Here is a 16,920-nt window from a genome sequence, read left to right as displayed (position 1 = left end):
AGCAGACGCAGGCGTCTGACCCGATCGCCGAACACCCGACGAGACACCTCCGCGCCGCTGGCCAGCGCTTCAAAGGCGTGCGGACAGCCCGGATACACGTGCAGTTCCGTCGGTACGCCCGCATCGGCGAGTCGGCGGGCGTAGTCGAGGTCCTCGTTGCGGAAGATGTCGAGATCGCCGACGTCGAGGTAAGTGTCGGGCAGCCCAGACAGATCATCGGCTCGCGCCGGTGCGGCGTACGGTGAGACCGCATCACCCCCGGCATTCTCACCGAGCAGCGCACCCCACCCCGTGACGTTGTCGTCGTAGGACCAGGTCAGAAACGGCGCCAGCCGCGCATCGGGGGTCGTCGGCCGGTCGTCGAGCATCGGGTAGATCAGCACCTGCTGTGCGACGGTCGGGCCGCCGCGGTCGCGGGCCATCAGGCACACCCCCGCGGCCAGTCCGCCGCCCGCGCTGTCCCCCATCACCGCCAGGCGGCCGGGGTCGACACCCAGCGTTGCGGCGTTGTCGGCGAGCCACCGCAACGCGGCGTAGCAGTCTTCGACCGGCGTCGGATCGGGATGTTCGGGCGCGACGCGGTAGTCGACGAGCAGCATCGGAACGCGCGAACCGGCCACGTACTCTCGCACCGCCAGGTCGTAGAACGCGCCGACATGCTCGAGGCCGAAGATCATCCCGCCGCCGTGCAGATACAGCGCCGCGCTGCCGGGTCCGCCGACACCCGATGGGTGATACCACGTCAGCCCCAACGTGGCGCCGTCGGCGGTGGTCAGCGAATGCCGCTCGGTGTCGACCCCGGTGACCGGCGCCCGGTGGGCGGCGACCAGATCGAACATTCGGTGTCCGCCGACTCGACGCGACTCGACGTCGCCGACCGCCGGGGCCTCCTGCTCCCCGAGCGCCGCCAACAACGGCGCCATCTCCGCGAGCACCTGCTCGTCGATGCCGAGTGTCATGTTGGCGACAGTATCGTGGGCGCACGTGGATACGGCGCAAACCGAGATCATTTCGAACCGTCCCGTCGCACCGTTTGCCGCGAAACCCGTACTGACCATCGCCGGCGTGGTTGCTGTATTGCACTGTGCTGCAGGTGTGTTCGGTAGGCGATACTGGTTCGACGAGGTGTACATGCTGGCCATCGGCCGCCACCACCTGGACTGGGGGTCGGCCGACCAGCCACCGCTGGCGCCCGCCGTCGCCGCGGTGATGGACGCGGTGGCGCCCGGTTCGGTGTTCGCGCTGCGCCTGCCCGCGGTGCTGGCGACCGCCGGAGCCGTGGTCGTTGCCGCCCTGATCGCGCGCGAACTCGGATGCGACCGGCGCGCACAGGGTTTCACCGCCGCCGCACAGGCCACCGTCATCTGGTCGTCGTTGGCCGGGCACTGGCTGACCCCGTACGGGCTCGAACCGGTGCAGTGGCTAGTTGTGGTGTGGTTGCTGGTGCGATGGGTGCGGCTGCGCGACGATCGCCTGCTGCCCGTGCTGGGCGTCGCCGTGGGTGTCGCCGCGCTGGGGAAGTTTCAGGTGCTGCTGTTGTGCGCGGTGATGCTGGTCGCCGTCTGTGTGGCGGGCCCGCGCGAACTGCTGCGACGGCCGCTGCTGTGGGCCGCGGCCGGTCTCGCCGCGCTGATCGCCGCGCCCACCATGGTGTGGCAGCACCTGCACGGCTGGCCGCAGCTACAGATGGCGCCGGTGGTCGCGGGTGAGGCCGAGGCGCTGTACGGCGGGCGGGGTTGGATCGCGGTGCAGCTTGTCGTGTATGCGGGCGTGGCCGGTCTGGTGCTGGCGTCCTACGGCCTCTGGCGGCTGTTTCGCGATCCGGACCTGCGCGACTACCGCTTCCTCGCAATCGCGGCGGTGGGGCTGTATGTGTTGTTCGTGGCCACCGCGGGGCGGCCGTACTACCTGGCCGGGCTCTATGCGCCGCTGGCCGCCGCGGGAGCACTCGGTATGCAGCGGCGTCGGGAAGCCGGTGCCGCCCGTCCGCCGTGGCTGATCTGGTCCGGTTACACCGTCAGTGCGGCGCTTGCGATTGCGACGCTGGCGCTCTCGGTGTCGATCGTGCAGGCCGACGCCGGTGAACAGATCGCCGAACGCACCGCGGACGTCTACCGGGATCTGCCGGTCTACCAGCGCGATCGAACCGCGGTGATCGGCCAGAGTTACATCGTGGCGGCGTATATCGACGGCTATGCCGAGCACTACGACCTGCCCAAGGCGTACAGCACCAACCGGAGCTACGGCTACTTCCACCCACCGCCTGCCGACCGCGACACCGCGCTGTTCATCGGCGGCGACCCCGGCGACCTGCGCCCGTACTTCACCGAGGTCCGGACCGTGGGGGAAGTCGGCGACGACATGCACGCGTATCTGATGACCGGACGCCAGCAGCCCTGGGACTGGATCTGGGCGCAGACGCGCAGTTTGACCGTGTCCTGAGCCCGATCGGCTGCGCAAGAGGTCGACCATGAACTGGTCTCTGGGCTAACGGATTACAGCCACCCTAGAATGCCTGGTAACCAGGAGGGAGAAGCGTTCATGGAGTGGGCTGAACTGGGGATGGCGATCGCCGGTTGCGCCGTGCTCGCCATCATCGTCGCCGCGTGGGTCTCAGACCGGGGTGACATCATGCGGCCGACGGTGCCGCCATGGCAGGTGATCGGTGCCTTCTTCGCGATGCTGATCGGCAGCAGCGCCGCCTGCGCCGCCGCCATCGTGTATCTCTAGCGGGGTTACTCGAAGACGAAGTCGTCGGGATCGGGCTGGCGCGTCCAGGTCCAGTAATCGACCAGCCGCCACGGGCTCAGCGAGTGCACCTCGCCGAGGCTGTTCTTGTAGAACGAATGCCTGATCGACGGTTGAGACCACACCATCTTTCGCATCTCGGCCTGGCTGCGGCGGTGCCAGTCCTCGGCGATGTCCACGCGTGGTTCGACCGCCCGGTGGCCACCGGCGATCAGCAACTCCAGACACTGTGTGATGTAGCGCATTTGGCACTCTGAGTGGAAGATCAGGCTGCCCCCGCTTGCCAGGTTGGTGCCCGGGCCGTACATGCAGAAGAGGTTCGGAAAGCCCGGCACGGTGATGCCCAGGTAGGCCGACGGGCGGTCTCCCCACCGATCGGCCAAAACCTCGCCACCGCGGCCGCGGATCGTCATCGGCCACAGCATCTTGTTGGCATGAAAGCCGGTGGCGTAGACGATGACGTCGGCCGGATGACGCGTCCCGTCCTCGGTCACCACCGCATCGGACTCGATGTGGTCGATGTCCGTGCGCACCAGATCGACGTTGTCGCGGGTGAGCGTCGCAAGCCAACTGCCGTTGTCCTGCAGGGTGCGCTTGCCGGTGGCCGGATAGTCGGGGATCACCTTGGCGAGCAGATCGGCATCGTCGCCGGCCTGACTTTTGATCCACTCGGTGAACATGATTCGAGTGAGCTCGTTGAGTTCGCTGACGGCGCGCTGTTGATCCGGATAGTCCGCTTCGACCCGCGCGGCGTCCAACCCCTTGTCGCATCCGGGCCAGAACAGCAGAAACCGATACCAGCGACCGTAGAAAGGTAGATGCCGCAACGCCCACTGCACACCGGGTCCGACTTTCTCGTGGTAGTTCGGGTTCGGGAACATCCACTGGGCGGTCCGCTGGAAGATGGTCAGATGGTCGACGTCGGGCGCGATTGCCGGCGCGATCTGGAATCCGCTTGCGCCCGCGCCGATCATGGCCACCCGCTTGTCACGCAGGTCGACCGAGTGATCCCACTCGCTGGAATGAAAGGCCGCCCCGCCGAAGTCCCGGCCGCCGTCGATCTCCGGCACATGTGGCCGGTTGAGTTGCCCGACCGCGCTGATCAGCGCGCGGGCGCTCAACTCCGTTGTGGCGCCGCTGCTGTCACGAGCCCGAACGACCCACGTCGCGGTGTCGTCGTCCCATGACGCGTCGGTGACCTCGGTCTGCCACAACACGTGTGGGCCGATGTCGTATTTGTCCATCACGCGCTGGAAGTAGGCTTGCAGTTCGGGTTGCTCGGCAAAGAAGTGTGACCACTGATCGGTCGGCTCGAAGCTGTAGCAGTAGAAGTGATTTCCCACATCCACCCGAGCGCCCGGGTAGGTGTTCTGATACCACGTCCCCCCGACGCCGGAGTTCTTCTCGACGATGGTGAACGGAATGCCCGCCGCCTTGAGCCGGATGCCGGCCAGCAAACCCGACTCGCCGCAACCGATCACGACGACGGGAAAGTTCTCGGCCCCGGTGACCGTGGGCACCTCTCGTGCGTCGCGGCCGTCGAGTTCCATCTCTTCGAGCAGCATCGGGACGTACTCGTCGGGCACCTCTTCGCAGACCAGCCACTGCATCATCTCGTGCAACAAATCGGCCCCGATCGGTTCGGGTTCCGGGCAGCCGCGGTCGCGGTAGTCGGCGATGATCTCCAACGCGATCTTGCGCACCGCGGTCTTGTCCTCCTCGGACATGTAGCCCTGCACCTCGTTGAGGAACAACCCGGCCGGCCGCAACGGCCCGCGGATCAGGCCGAACTCGCCCGACATGTGCACCAGCGACAACATCAGCGTCGGGATGCTCACGTCGAGCAGCGCCGCGGCGATTTCGTCGTCCGGAGTCGTAAACGGTTGTCCGGCGTGGGGGTTACGCACGGTCAGTGCCTATCACCTTTACTCCGCGAGCAGACGCGAAAGGCGCCGAAATCACCGGGTTTCGGCCACTTTTGCGTCTGCTCGGCAGATGGGGGCCTACGCTCGGGGAGGTGGGTATCGCGACTTGGGCCAACGGCACACCTCCCCCGCAGGTGGAGTTGGCAGACGTCGACCTCGGCGCCTGGAAGTTCTGGGTTCAAGACGACGATTTCCGCGACGGCGCGTTCGCGACGCTGCGACGCGAGGCGCCGATCTCGTTCCACCCGGCGCTGCAGACACCCGGGGTCGAAACGGGTCCGGGTCACTGGGCGCTGACCAGATTCGACGACGTCCACTACGCCAGCCGCCACCCGCAGATCTTCAGTTCCAGCCCGAACATCACGATCAACGACGGGAACCCCGAACTGTCGGAGTACTTCGGCTCGATGATCGTGATGGACGATCCGCGTCATTTGCGCCTGCGCAACATCGTCAGCCGCGCGTTCACACCCAGGGTCGTCGCGCGCACCGAGGCCTCGGTCCGCGACCGGGCCCGAGGCCTGGTCGAGGCGATGATCGCCAACCACCCCGACGGCCACGGTGAGGTGGTCACGGAGTTGGCGGGCCCACTGCCGCTGCAGGTCATCTGCGACATGATGGGCATCCCCGAGCAGGACCACCAGCAGATTTTCTACTGGACCAACGTCATCCTCGGGTTCGGGGACAAGGACATCGCGCAGGACTACGAGGAGTTCGTCAAGGTCGCGATGGACATCGGCGCGTACGCCACCGCCCACGCGGACGACCGCCGCGTCAACCCGCACGACGATCTGACCACCGCGCTGGTGGCCGCCGAGGTCGACGGTGAGCGGCTGACGTCGGCCGAGATCGCGTCGTTCTTCATCCTGCTGGTGGTCGCGGGCAATGAAACCACCCGCAACGCGATCAGCCACGGCGTTCTCGCGCTCACCCGCTTCCCAGAGGAGCGGGCGAAATGGTGGGCCGACCACGCGACGTTGGCGCCCACCGCGGTCGAGGAGATCGTGCGGTGGGCATCCCCGGTGATCTACATGCGTCGCACGCTGACCGAGGACTGTGAACTGCGCGGCGTGAAGATGGCCGCCGGCGACAAGGCCACCCTGTGGTACTGCTCGGCCAACCGCGACGAAGACAGGTTCGCCGATCCGTGGACCTTCGACATTGCCCGCGTGCCCAACCCGCACGCCGGGTTCGGCGGCGGCGGCGCCCATTTCTGCCTCGGCGCCAACCTGGCCCGCCGCGAGATCAGTGTCGTCTTCGAGGAGCTGCACCGCCGGATCCCCGACATCGCCGCGACCGAGGAACCATCGCGACTGCTGTCACCGTTCATCCACGGCATCAAGCGACTGCCGGTGTCCTGGACACCGCGGTAACGGCCGCGCGCCGGCGGTCAGGAGCGCTGTTGTTGGCGGGAACGCGGTTCCTCGTCAGCGGATGCGGTGTCCGGGCGCATGTCGTCGGCGCGGCCCGTTGCCGTCTGCGCCGGGTTCGACTTCGGGTCCAGGGCGTCGGCACGCTGACGCTGCTCTTCGAGCTCCTCGCGAGAGGACACGGCGTTGTCGCGGTGCTGACGTGCGGTGTCCTGCAGGCGGGCGGCTTCGGCCGCCTTGGCTTCGGCCTCGGCGGCGGCCGCGCGGGCCCGCGCGTCGGTCTCGGCCGCGACGGCCTCGCGCTTCTCGACGTGCCGGCTGCGCTCGTCGACCTCCGCGCGCAAGCGCTGGGCCTCCGCGTGCCTGCGGTGGTTGCGCGCATTACGCGCGGCGAACGCGATGATCGCGATGACGATGACCGCGGCGATCGCGATGATCACCCACACCAGGGCGTTGTTGTCCATGTCGGCTCCTTCGAGGTCGAGCCGGCTCACCATGATTGACGAACCCGCTAATTCGGCGGGTGCCCGCGGCGGCTCGCCCCTAAACCGACGGAGCTATCCGACGATGAGCGTGCCCGTCATCGACGGGTGATAGATGCAGTAGAAGGCGTACTCGCCGGGTTCTGTCGGTGCGATCAACGTGCCCTGCTGCCCGCCGTCGACGTGCACGTCGAACTGACCGTCGGTCTGCGAGGTGACGGAGTGTTCGGCCGAGTCGTTGTTCTCGACGGCGATCTGGGCGCCGGGTGCGACGGTGATCGGATCGCCGAAGCTCATGTTTTCGATGGTGATCGTCGCCGCGGCCTCCGCCTCTGCACTGGTGCCGGTCGCGGTGGCGGGGGCGGTGGTGTCCGTGGTGTTTTCGGTGGTGGATTCGGTGGCGGTGCCCGATTCGCCGCCGCATGCGGCGAGGGCCGCGACAAGACACACACCCGCCAGCGTCTTTCGGATCGTTGTCATCGATGTCTCCTCGCGTCGTCGCCTCACGGAAACACCGATTATCGACCGGTTGCGGCCGGATCGGACCGGTTTCTACAACGCCGCGGTGACGGGGCCGACGGGCTCGCAGACCGGTTGCGGCGGGTTGCCCGTCGTGGCGCATCCGCGGCCGGTGGACACATAGGTCTGGCCCGGCTCATACGGGGAGTAGAAGACCTGGGCTTCGAGGATCCCGTTGTTCTGCACGCATGTGCCGGGGCCCGGGGCGCCTTCGAGTTGAATGCACACCACCGACAGGTAGGTCGTGGACATGTCGCATGCGCCCGGCGAGATCGTCGCCGTCACCATGTCGGTGCCCGACACCGACACGACATAGGGCGGCGACATGTTGTATGTACACAGCGAGGTATCCGGTTGAGCGCCCGCCACTGCCGGTGCGCCCGCGACCGACAGCGCGACTGCGGCGCTCAGCACCAGCAACGAGCGGGTCATCCCTCAGATGGTAGATCACCCGACGTGTTGGGCGAACCAATCCTGCACGCGCCGCCAGGCGTCCGCGGCGGCGACGGGCTGGTACCGATCTCCGGTGTCGTTGAAGAAGGCGTGGTCGGCGTCGGGTTCGGTGACAAGGTCGAACACCATGCCCGCCTGCTGCAGCGCTGCCCTCGCGACGGGCTCGGTGGCGTTGACCCGTTGATCCTCGGCGGCATAAATGCCTAGCACTGCAACATCTTTGGAGCCCTCGAAGTTCGGCTTGTCCGGCGTCGGCCCGTAGAACGGAACGGCGGCGGCCAGCCGCGGCTCACCGGCCGCCAGCAGCCGCCACACCATCCCACCGCCCATGCAGAAGCCGACCGCGGCAATCTTGCGGTCGGGCACCCGCCGCTGCAATTCGTCGATCCCCGAACGCATGTCCGCGACGGCGTCTCGGATCGGAAGCTTGCTCAGCGCCGCGGTCGCCTCGGCGGGATCGGAAAACCGTGCCGTCCCGCCTTCTGCGGACAACAGGTCGATGGCCAGCGCCGAATAGCCGATACCGGCGAAACGGCCCGCTACCGAACGGATGTAGTCGTTGAGCCCCTTGTTCTCGTGGATGACCAGGACTCCGCCGCGCGCCTCGGGCGCCTCGGCCCACGCCCCCAGCAGTTCGCCGCGTGGTCCGGCCCAGGTGACCGGCGTCGTCGGCAGCGCGGTCTGGGCACCCGGCGGCGGGCCGCTGACAGTGGCAGGCTCGCTGGAGGTGACCGGCGCATCGTCCGTCGGCTCCGCCCCCTGGCTGCACGCGGAGAACAACGCCATCGCCCCGGCGGTGCCCACCCCGAGTAGGGCGAGGCGTCGGAGCGCCTCGCGCCGCGACAGCAGGCCGTCGACGTGATCGGTGGCGATTTCTTCGGCGATGTAGCGCTGTAGTGGGGTCACGTCGGTGAGTATGCCCCCGCGGCGGCGCTCCACGCGGCGGATGGGACGACATCGGTCCAGCTCAGCCAGCGAAGTAGACAATATCGGAGATCTGTTCACGGTTTTCGTTGACACCCGACCACCGGCGCTGTTCGATGACGGGGTGACCTACCAGACGATCATCCGCAACGGCCGCTGGTTCGACGGCACCGGCGCGCCGTCGGCGGTGCGCAACATCGGCATTCGAGACGGCCACGTCGCGGTGATCACCACAGAGGTACTCGACGAGACGGGCTGCCCACAGGTCATCGATGCGACCGGCAAATGGGTGCTGCCCGGGATGCTCGACATCCACACCCACTACGACGTGGAGGTGCTCAACGGGCCTTCTCTGCTGGAGTCGATGCGTCACGGGGTGACCACCGTGATGCTCGGATCGTGCTCGCTGTCGACGGTGCACGTCGACGCCACCGACGCAGGTGACATCTTCGGCCGAGTCGAAGCCATTCCTCGCGAGCACGTCGTCGGTGCCGTCGACGAGCACAAGACGTGGACGAACTGCGAGCAGTACATCGCGGCGCTGGAAGCGCGGCCTCTGGGGCCGAATCTGGCCGCATTCATCGGGCATTCCGATATGCGGGCCGCCACGATGGGCCTGCAGCGCGCCACCTGCAAGCGCACCAGGCCGACGCGCGACGAGCAGGCCCAGATGGAACGTTGGCTGACCGAGGCTATCCAGGCCGGCTTCGTCGGAATGTCTTCGCAGCAGCTGCTATTCGACAAGCTCGACGGTGAGGTCTGCCGGTCACGCACCTTGCCGTCCACCTACGCCAAGCCCCGTGAACTGCGCCGGCTCAAGGCCATTCTGCGGCGCAGCGGGCGGGTGCTGCAGTCGGGACCTGACATCCAGAACCCGCTCAACCTGGCCTCGCAGCTGGTGCAGTCACTGGGGATCTTCCGCAACAAGCTCAAGACCAGCCTGCTCTCGGCCGCCGACGTCAAGTCGAACCCGTACAGCATCCACGGGCTGGGCCCGGCCGCCCGGCTGGTCAACCGGTTGGGCGGTGACTTTCGCTGGCAGCACCTGCCGGTGCCGTTCGAGGTCTACGCCGACGGTATCGATCTGGTGGTCTTCGAGGAGTTCGGCGCGGGTGCGGCGGCACTGCACCTGCGCGACGAGGTGCAGCGCAACGAGTTGATGCGCGACGAGGCATATCGCCGCCGGTTCCGCAAGGACTACGAGAGCAGGCTCGGTATCCGCGTCTGGCAGCGCGACTTCTTCGACACCGAGATCGTCGCGTGCCCGGACGCGTCGGTCGTCGGCAAGTCGTTCGGCGTCGTGGGCCGCGAGCGCGGCGGCCTGCACCCCGTCGACGCCTTCCTCGACCTGGTCGTCGAGCACGGCACGGCGCTGCGCTGGCGCACCACCATCTCCAACCACCGGCCCGACGTCCTCAGGAAACTGGCCCGCGACACCGGAATCCAGATGGGCTTCTCCGACGCCGGCGCGCACCTGCGCAACATGGCGTTCTACAACATGGGCCTGCGGCTGCTGCGCCATGTGCGCGACGCCGAGCAGGCGGGCAAGCCGTTCATGACCGTCGAACAGGCCGTGCACCGGCTCACCGGTGAACTCGCCGACTGGTACCGCCTCGACGCCGGCCACCTGCGCCTCGGGGACCGCGCCGACCTCGTCGTCATCGATCCGCAGCGCCTCGACGCCTCGTTGGACGCCTACGCGGAGGAACCGGTCGCGCAGTACGGCGGACTGTCGCGGATGGTCAACCGCAACGAGGACACCGTGGCCGCGGTGCTCGTCGGCGGCCGTGCGGTGGTCCTCGGGGGCAGGCCCACCGAGATCGTCGGCACCCAACGCACCGGCAGGTTCCTGCGGGCCGCACACAAGTCACCGGCACCGTCGTCACGAGAAGCGGAGTTGTCAAGTGTCAGCTAAAGATACGGTCCTGGGCATGTGGAACGCGTTGTCGGCGCGCGACTGGGACGCGCTCAAGACGTTCCTGGCCGAGGACTGCATCTACCTCGACATGCCCGTCGGTCCCGCCGCGGCGGCGAAGGGCCCCGACAACATCGTCAAGCGACTCAAGATCGGCCTGGAATCGCTGGCGTCATACGAGAACTTCCCCGGCCTGATGCTCGACGACGGCACCGACGTGATGTACGAGCACTCCGAGGAATGGCATTGGCCCACCGGCGAACACGCCGTCCTGAAGTTCGTCTCGGTGCATCGGGTGGAGGACGGCAAGATCACGTTGTGGAAGGACTACTGGGACATGGGCGCGCTGGCCAACCACGCGCCGCCGACCTGGCTGGAGGACTTCGCGAACGCCGACATGTCGTGGATGTTCGACGCGACCGGCCTGGTCTGAGGAGGCGTCATGCTCGACCTGTTGATCACCAACGGAACCGTGGTGGACGGTACCGGCGCGCAGCGGTTTCGCGCCGACATCGGGGTCAAGGACGGGCGCATCGTCGAAGTGCGCAGGCGCGCGGGCGACGACGAGGGATCGACGGCGCAGGCGGCCGAAACCCTCGACGCCACCGACCGGATCGTCGCGCCCGGGTTCGTTGACATCCACACCCACTACGACGGCCAGGTCAGCTGGGACCCGCTGTTGGAGCCCTCCAGTCTGCACGGCGTCACCACGGTGGTCGGCGGAAACTGCGGGGTGGGGTTCGCACCGGTGTCGCCGGGACGCGAACAATGGCTGATCGAACTCATGGAGGGCGTCGAGGACATTCCCGGGTCGGCACTCGCCGAGGGCATCACCTGGGACTGGGAGAGCTTTCCCGAGTACCTGGATGCGATCGAGAAGAGGCCCCTGGCCGTCGATTTCGGCACCCAGATCGCCCACGGCGCGGTGCGCGGCTACGCGATGGGTGACCGCGGCGCCCGAAACGAGGAGGCCACCGACGATGACGTCGCGCTGATGGCCCGAATCGTGCGCGAGGCCGTCGAAGCCGGCGCGCTGGGTTTCTCCACATCGCGTACCGAGGGGCACCGCGCCATGGACGGCGAACCGGTGCCGGGCACCTACGCCGCCGAGCGTGAACTGTTCGGGTTGGGCCGGGCGATGGCCGCGGGCGGACGCGCGGTGTTCGAGGTCGCGCCGCAGGGCGCCGCCGGCGAGAGTCCCGCCGAGGCGTCGATGCGCGAACTCGACTGGATGGTCAAGCTTGCGGAGGACATCGAGCGACCGGTGTCGTTCGCGATGGTGCAGTCCGCCGGGGTGCCCGACCTGTACCGGCGGCAGTTGGACCGGGCCGGCGAGGCGCTGCAGCGGGGTGTGCAGATCTACGCGCAGTTCGCCGCGCGCCCGTTCGGCATGCTGTTCGGATTCCCCGGCTACCACGCGTTCACCCACCGGCCCACCTTCCGCCGACTCAAGGCCGAACTCGACCGCGAGGACCTGGCGCGGCGACTGGCCGACCCCGCCCTCCGCGCGGCGATCCTGGCCGAGGATGACCTTCCCCCGCAACCGCTTCCGTTGTTCGACGGCATGTACGCGCTCATCCAGCACAGCGCCGACCGCATCTATGCGATCGGTGACCCGCCGGACTACGAACCCACCGCCGAGCGCACCATCGCCGCGATTGCGGCGAGCCGTGGCCAGGATCCGCTGGCCACCATGTACGACCTGATGCTCGAATCGGATGCCTCGGCGCTGCTGATGCTGCCGTTCTACAACTACGTCGAGGGCAATCATGACGCCATCTACGAGATGATGACCCACCCCGCAGCGGTGTCGGGGCTCTCCGACGGCGGCGCGCACTGCGGGCTGATCTGTGACGCCTCCTATCCGACGTTCCTGCTGACACACTGGGCGCGCGACCGCCACCGCGGCCCGAAGTTCGCACTGGAATATGTGGTGCGCAAGCAAACGCTGGACACCGCAACACTTTTCGGGCTCTGCGACCGCGGGGTCATCGCCGTCGGCAAGAAGGCCGACCTCAACGTGATCGACATGGACGCGCTAGCCCTCGACCTGCCGCGGATGGTCTACGACCTGCCCGCGGGCGGGCGCAGGCTGATTCAGGGCGCCCGTGGCTACGACGCCACCGTGGTCAGCGGTGTGGTGACGCGGCGGCACGGCAAGGACACCGGCGCGCGGCCCGGCCGTCTGGTGCGCGGGGCGACTTCGGCGTGATTGCCTGCGCCTCTGCGCCGGTCTTTCCCACCCGAATCGCGATCAGAGGGTGATCTTGCAGGTTTGGCCGATGTCGAGGGTGCGCAACATCCGGCCCATGCCCAACCACATCGCGCAGGACAGCGCGAGGTCAGTGAGCAGCTCGTCGGTGAGGTGTTCGCGGCAACGGTCCCAGAAGTCCTCGTCGTCGCGCAGACCGGTGTGGTCGTTGGCGAAGCGTTCGGCGAACTCGGCGGCGATGCGTTCCTGCGGACTGTATCCGGGCCAGGTCCGCCACTCGGCGGCGTGATCGTAGAGATCCTCGTCCACGCCCTCGGCGACGCCCTGGGAGTCGCGGGTGTTCTGGCACACCACACACTCGTTGTCCAGGGCGATGACCATCCGGGCCAACTCGCGCACGCGCATCGGCAGGCGGTTCTTGGTGTACACGGCGTTGGTGAACCCCGCCATCGCCGTGCCGATCTCCGGGGACTTCACCACCCAGGCGGCCGGGTCGTCATCAGCGAAAGGTCCGATTCGGCTCATGGCGGCATCGTACGCCCGAACAGGCAAAGTTGGAACACGTTCTAGTTTTTCGGTTCGCCCACCGCCACCAGCGACGTCCGTTCGTCGTCCCAGTCGCGCTGGACGAGGACCCGGTGCGCGATGCGTTCCAGCGCCGCCTCCACCTGTTCGCGGTCCGGCCTGCCCGCGACGGCCGACGAGGCCGCCAGCTTGTCGACGATCCGGTTGACCAGCGCGGTCGACGCGCAGTCCACCTGCCGGGCGCCGGCCTGGGTCAGCCACAGCTGATCGCCGGTGCGCAACGCATATCCGCTGGCGACCAGGCGTTCGAAGGTCGGGCCGAGGACCTCCTGTGGCACGCGCAGTCGCTCGGCGATCGCCGGCAGTCGGGCCGTTCCGAAGACCTGGCTCTGTCGGTAGATCTGGATCAACGCCCACAGCAGGGCGACGTCCTTCTCGCAGCCGGCCTGGCCGGCGATCGTGCGCAGGCGGATCTCCGGTGAGTGGTGCAGCAGGCGCCCGATAGCGCTCTCGAGCACCTTCTCGGGCGGTTCGTCGCTGGGCATGCCGAACCCCTCACCGAGGTCGACCGCCGAGGCGGTGGCCATCTCGCGCAGCGGCACCTCCCGAAGCGCAAGGGCCACCAGCAGACCGATCGCCGCGACGGGTGCGGCGTACAGGAACACCAGGCCCAGTGAATCGGCGTATGCGTTGACGATCGGCGCGGCCACCTGGGAGGGCAGTTCGTGCAACGCCTGCGGCGACTCCGCGGCGATCGGCGGCGCGCCGCTGGCAGCGAGCGCCGCGCCGGTGCGGGCTTCTAGAAAATTGGCGAACAGCGAGCCGAAGATGGCTGCGCCAAAAGAGCTTCCGATCGTTCTGAAGAACGTCACCCCCGACGTCGCGACGCCGAGATCGTCGAAGCTGGAGGTGTTCTGCACGATGAGAACCAGTACCTGCATGCACATGCCGATGCCGGTGCCCAGGACGAAAAGGTACGCCGACTGTGTCAGCAGCGGCGTCGCCTCGTCCATCCGGGACAGCAGCACGAAGCCGGCGATCATCACGGTGGTGCCGATGATCGGGAAGATCTTGTAGCGACCGCTTCGGCTGACGATCACACCGCTGCCGATCGAGGTCAGCAGCAGACCGCCCACCATCGGCAGGGTGCGAAGTCCCGACGCGGTCGCCGAGACCCCGTCGACGAACTGCATGAAGGTCGGCAGAAACGTCAACGCGCCCAGCATCGCGAACCCGACGATGAACGAGAGCACGCAGCACACCGTGAACACCGGGTTGGCGAACAGGCGGATCGGCAGAATCGGTTCGGCGGCACGGTTTTCCACCCACACGAACACCCCGAGCGCCAGCGCGGAGGCGACGAACAGGGCGATGATCACCGGCGAGGACCAGGCAAAGGTGCTGCCGCCCCAGCTGGTCGCGAGGGTGAGCCCCGAGGCGCCCAGGCCGACGAACAGGATGCCCGCGTAGTCGATGACCGGCCGTTCGCGCCTGCCGAGCGCGGGGATGGTGGCCGCCGCGACGAGGAACACCACCACCCCCACCGGCACGTTGATCCAGAAGGCCCAGCGCCAACTCAGGTGATCGGTGAAGAATCCGCCGAGCAGCGGGCCGATCACCGTGGTGACGCCGAACACCGCGCCGAGCGCGCCCTGGTAGCGGCCGCGGTCCCGCAGTGGGATGACCTCGCCGATCAGCGCGGTGGCGGTCACCATGATCGCCCCGCCGCCGATGCCCTGCAGCGCGCGCGAGACCACCAGCATCGTCATCGAACCGGCCAGTCCACACAGCACCGAGCCGACCATGAAGATCACCACCGCCGCGCCGAACACCGCCTTGCGGCCGAACAGGTCGCCGAGCTTGCCGACAACGGCGGTGGCGATGGTGGAGGCCAGCAGGTAACTCGTGACGATCCAGGACTGGTGGCCCGCTCCCCCGAGATCGGCGACCACCGTCGGCAACGCCGTCGCGACGATGGTCTGGTCCAGCGCGGCCAACAACATGCCGAGCAGCACCGCAACGAAGATCAGATTGCGGCGCTGAAGACTCACCGGCGCGTCGTCGGACACCCGGTCCGCGGCCGGCGCTGCCGTACCCGTCATACCTACCTTTCGACGCCCACTCTCGAGACCTATCGTTAGCTAGGCTAGGAAAGTTACGTCACGGCGAGTGGATAACCCCGACGGCGGGCAAGAAAACGCCGCGCGGCGCAAAGCGTCCGCGCGGCGCAGCAGGCGGCGAGACTACAGAGACGTCGGTGGCCGCGATACGCATTGTGCGGCGTAGAGCGCGTCGCCGAGCTTGTCCATCAGCTGCAACTGGGTCTCGAGGTAGTCGATGTGGTCCTCCTCGCTGGCGAGGATCTTCTCGAACAGGGTCGCGGTGGTCGCGTCGCCCTTCTCCCGGCACATGATGATCCCGGGCTTGAGCCGTTCCATCACCTCGTATTCGATCGCGAGGTCGGCCTCGAACTGTTCGCGCAGAGTCTGACCGATTCGCAGGGAGAACAGCCGTTGGTAGTTCGGCAGGCCGTCGAGGAGGAGAATTCGATCGGTGATCTCCTCCGCGTGATTCATTTCCTCGAACGATTCTTTACGCGTGTATTCGGCCAATTCGGTGAATCCCCAATTCGCCTGCATCTTCGAATGCAGGAAATACTGGTTTATGGCCGTCAGTTCGCTCGTCAATTGCTCGTTGAGCAATTTGAGAACGTCGGGATCCCCTTGCATGGTCGCTCCTAAGCACCTAGAGGGCTGGTCTGGTGTCACTGTCTGCAGTGCGCCACCCAATCTAGTGCAGGAGTTCCCGGGAAGCTCACGTTTATTCTTGCGCCACGCGGATTTTCGGCGTTTCGGTGCTCGGCCGACGGTTTCGGCGCCCCTGTGGGGGGACCTACTCTGGACTGCCTAGGCTAAGTAAGGTTAGACTTCGCTAACCACGCACGGGCACGACGGACAGGTAGGACTGGCGATGAGTGAGTACGATTTGCACTCGCTCATTTTGGCCTGCGATTTCCGTGTCAATGATGTGGACCAGATGTGGCATTGGTTGAAAAAGCGTCGAAAGAACATGACCGCCATCGGCGCGCACCACGTCGTCGTTTACACCGGAATCTGGGATCAACGCCGGGTGCTGGTGACAATTGGCATTCGGCATGCCCGCTCCATTCGGGACGTATTGCGGTCGTCGGAGATCTTCGAGTGGTTCAACGTGGCCGGCGCCGAGGACATCCCTCCCATCTTCGGCGGAGAAGTCGTCGAGAAGATCGACCTGTATCCCCCGTCTCCCGACGACCACGTGGGCCGTGTGGTCGTCGGTGTCATGTCCTCGGTCGAGGACGTGCCCGCCCTGATGGTCAAGCTGCATGACGGGCTGGCCCGGTTCAAGCAGGGCGGGATCCGAAAGATCTGGGTCTACCGGGCGCTCGACGACGGCCAGGAGGTGATGATCCTGCAGGAGATAGAGGACGAAGAGGCGGCCCGGCAGTGGATCGAGCATCCCGACGCCGCCGCGGAGTGGATGTCAAACGCCGGACTGGGTGCCTACCCGACCCAATTCGTCGGAAGGTTCGCCCACATCATGAGCATCGACGGGCAGGGCTGAGGCGGAGATGTTTGTCTGTCTGTGTATGGGAGTGACGAGCAACGTTGTCAGCGAGGCCGTGGCCAACGGGGCCACCACCTCGAAGCAGATCGCCGAGGCATGCGGCGCCGGCGGCGACTGCGGCCGCTGCCGACGCACGCTGCGCGCGATCATCGCCGCGCACTGTGAGACCACGGACTCGCCCTGCGAGATGAAGGGCTCGCACTGCGCGGTCAACGGCTCGCAATCGCACGCGGCGAGCCGC

Annotated in this window: 17 protein-coding genes; 8 read left to right on the top strand and 9 right to left on the bottom strand. The window is 67.1% G+C overall.

The features are described 5' to 3' along the window. The coding region (locus ABQE89_RS26085) for an alpha/beta hydrolase (RefSeq protein WP_448422101.1) at nt 1–959 on the bottom strand (959 nt) is incomplete at its 3' end. A gap of 25 nt (nt 960–984) precedes the next feature. Between ABQE89_RS26085 and ABQE89_RS26080 the strand changes: the two genes are divergently transcribed. Then, the gene (locus ABQE89_RS26080) at nt 985–2,442 is read left to right on the top strand and encodes a glycosyltransferase family 39 protein (protein WP_448422099.1); all 1,458 of its coding nucleotides are present in this window, start codon (nt 985–987) and stop codon (nt 2,440–2,442) included. A 99-nt stretch (nt 2,443–2,541) separates the two neighbouring features. Next, nucleotides 2,542–2,730, top strand: coding sequence for a hypothetical protein (locus ABQE89_RS26075; protein ID WP_448422097.1), 189 nt, complete (start codon nt 2,542–2,544; stop codon nt 2,728–2,730). Nucleotides 2,731–2,735: 5 nt separating this feature from the next. Here the strand turns inward: ABQE89_RS26075 and ABQE89_RS26070 are convergent, their stop codons facing one another. Then, on the bottom strand, nt 2,736–4,655 hold the full coding sequence (locus ABQE89_RS26070) for a flavin-containing monooxygenase (RefSeq protein ID WP_448422095.1): 1,920 nt from the start codon (nt 4,653–4,655) through the stop codon (nt 2,736–2,738). A 110-nt stretch (nt 4,656–4,765) separates the two neighbouring features. On the opposite strand from ABQE89_RS26070, the gene ABQE89_RS26065 reads away from it, so the two are divergent. After that, nucleotides 4,766–6,046 carry a cytochrome P450 gene (locus ABQE89_RS26065; protein ID WP_448422093.1) on the top strand — a complete coding sequence of 427 codons (1,281 nt, stop codon included), beginning with the start codon at nt 4,766–4,768 and terminating at the stop codon, nt 6,044–6,046. Nucleotides 6,047–6,063: 17 nt separating this feature from the next. Here the strand turns inward: ABQE89_RS26065 and ABQE89_RS26060 are convergent, their stop codons facing one another. From ABQE89_RS26060 to ABQE89_RS26045, 4 genes are all read right to left on the bottom strand, one after another. Beyond that, on the bottom strand, nt 6,064–6,507 hold the full coding sequence (locus ABQE89_RS26060; RefSeq protein WP_448422091.1) for a hypothetical protein: 444 nt from the start codon (nt 6,505–6,507) through the stop codon (nt 6,064–6,066). 93 nt (nt 6,508–6,600) lie between these two features. After that, the gene (locus ABQE89_RS26055; RefSeq protein WP_448422089.1) at nt 6,601–7,005 is read right to left on the bottom strand and encodes a cupredoxin domain-containing protein; all 405 of its coding nucleotides are present in this window, start codon (nt 7,003–7,005) and stop codon (nt 6,601–6,603) included. Nucleotides 7,006–7,077: 72 nt separating this feature from the next. Then, a complete protein-coding gene (locus tag ABQE89_RS26050) occupies nt 7,078–7,476 on the bottom strand; it encodes a hypothetical protein (protein WP_448422087.1) in 399 nt (132 codons plus the stop codon). 15 nt (nt 7,477–7,491) lie between these two features. After that, nucleotides 7,492–8,403, bottom strand: coding sequence for a dienelactone hydrolase family protein (locus ABQE89_RS26045; protein WP_448422085.1), 912 nt, complete (start codon nt 8,401–8,403; stop codon nt 7,492–7,494). A gap of 142 nt (nt 8,404–8,545) precedes the next feature. Here ABQE89_RS26045 and ABQE89_RS26040 point away from each other — a divergent pair, with 142 nt between their 5' ends. Genes ABQE89_RS26040 through ABQE89_RS26030 form a run of 3 tightly spaced genes read left to right on the top strand, consistent with a single transcriptional unit; the run spans nt 8,546 to nt 12,548 of the window. Next, nucleotides 8,546–10,336, top strand: a complete 1,791-nt coding sequence (locus ABQE89_RS26040; RefSeq protein WP_448422082.1) for an N-acyl-D-amino-acid deacylase family protein — start codon at nt 8,546–8,548, stop codon at nt 10,334–10,336. A gap of 16 nt (nt 10,337–10,352) precedes the next feature. Beyond that, nucleotides 10,353–10,769: a nuclear transport factor 2 family protein gene (locus ABQE89_RS26035; RefSeq protein ID WP_448422080.1), complete on the top strand. Its 417-nt coding sequence runs from the start codon at nt 10,353–10,355 to the stop codon at nt 10,767–10,769. A 9-nt stretch (nt 10,770–10,778) separates the two neighbouring features. Then, a complete protein-coding gene (locus ABQE89_RS26030) occupies nt 10,779–12,548 on the top strand; it encodes an N-acyl-D-amino-acid deacylase family protein (RefSeq protein ID WP_448422078.1) in 1,770 nt (589 codons plus the stop codon). 42 nt (nt 12,549–12,590) lie between these two features. Here the strand turns inward: ABQE89_RS26030 and ABQE89_RS26025 are convergent, their stop codons facing one another. The 3 genes from ABQE89_RS26025 to bfr all read right to left on the bottom strand — a co-directional run bounded on the left by ABQE89_RS26025 (nt 12,591) and on the right by bfr (nt 15,802). Further along, the gene (locus tag ABQE89_RS26025; protein WP_448422076.1) at nt 12,591–13,073 is read right to left on the bottom strand and encodes a carboxymuconolactone decarboxylase family protein; all 483 of its coding nucleotides are present in this window, start codon (nt 13,071–13,073) and stop codon (nt 12,591–12,593) included. Nucleotides 13,074–13,114: 41 nt separating this feature from the next. Further along, the gene (locus ABQE89_RS26020; RefSeq protein WP_448422074.1) at nt 13,115–15,175 is read right to left on the bottom strand and encodes an MDR family MFS transporter; all 2,061 of its coding nucleotides are present in this window, start codon (nt 15,173–15,175) and stop codon (nt 13,115–13,117) included. Nucleotides 15,176–15,316: 141 nt separating this feature from the next. Continuing rightward, nucleotides 15,317–15,802, bottom strand: coding sequence for a bacterioferritin (gene bfr, locus ABQE89_RS26015; RefSeq protein WP_448422072.1), 486 nt, complete (start codon nt 15,800–15,802; stop codon nt 15,317–15,319). Nucleotides 15,803–16,043: 241 nt separating this feature from the next. Between bfr and ABQE89_RS26010 the strand changes: the two genes are divergently transcribed. Both ABQE89_RS26010 and ABQE89_RS26005 read left to right on the top strand, forming a co-directional pair. After that, entirely contained in the window at nt 16,044–16,676 is a 633-nt protein-coding gene (locus ABQE89_RS26010) for a fatty-acid--CoA ligase (RefSeq protein ID WP_448422069.1), read from the top strand. Nucleotides 16,677–16,683: 7 nt separating this feature from the next. Beyond that, nucleotides 16,684–16,920: (2Fe-2S)-binding protein (locus ABQE89_RS26005; protein ID WP_448422067.1), on the top strand; the 237-nt coding region annotated here is incomplete at its 3' end.

It is taken from the genome of Mycolicibacterium sp. XJ1819, assembly GCF_053483675.1.
This window is presented reverse-complemented; position numbering and strand designations above follow the sequence as displayed.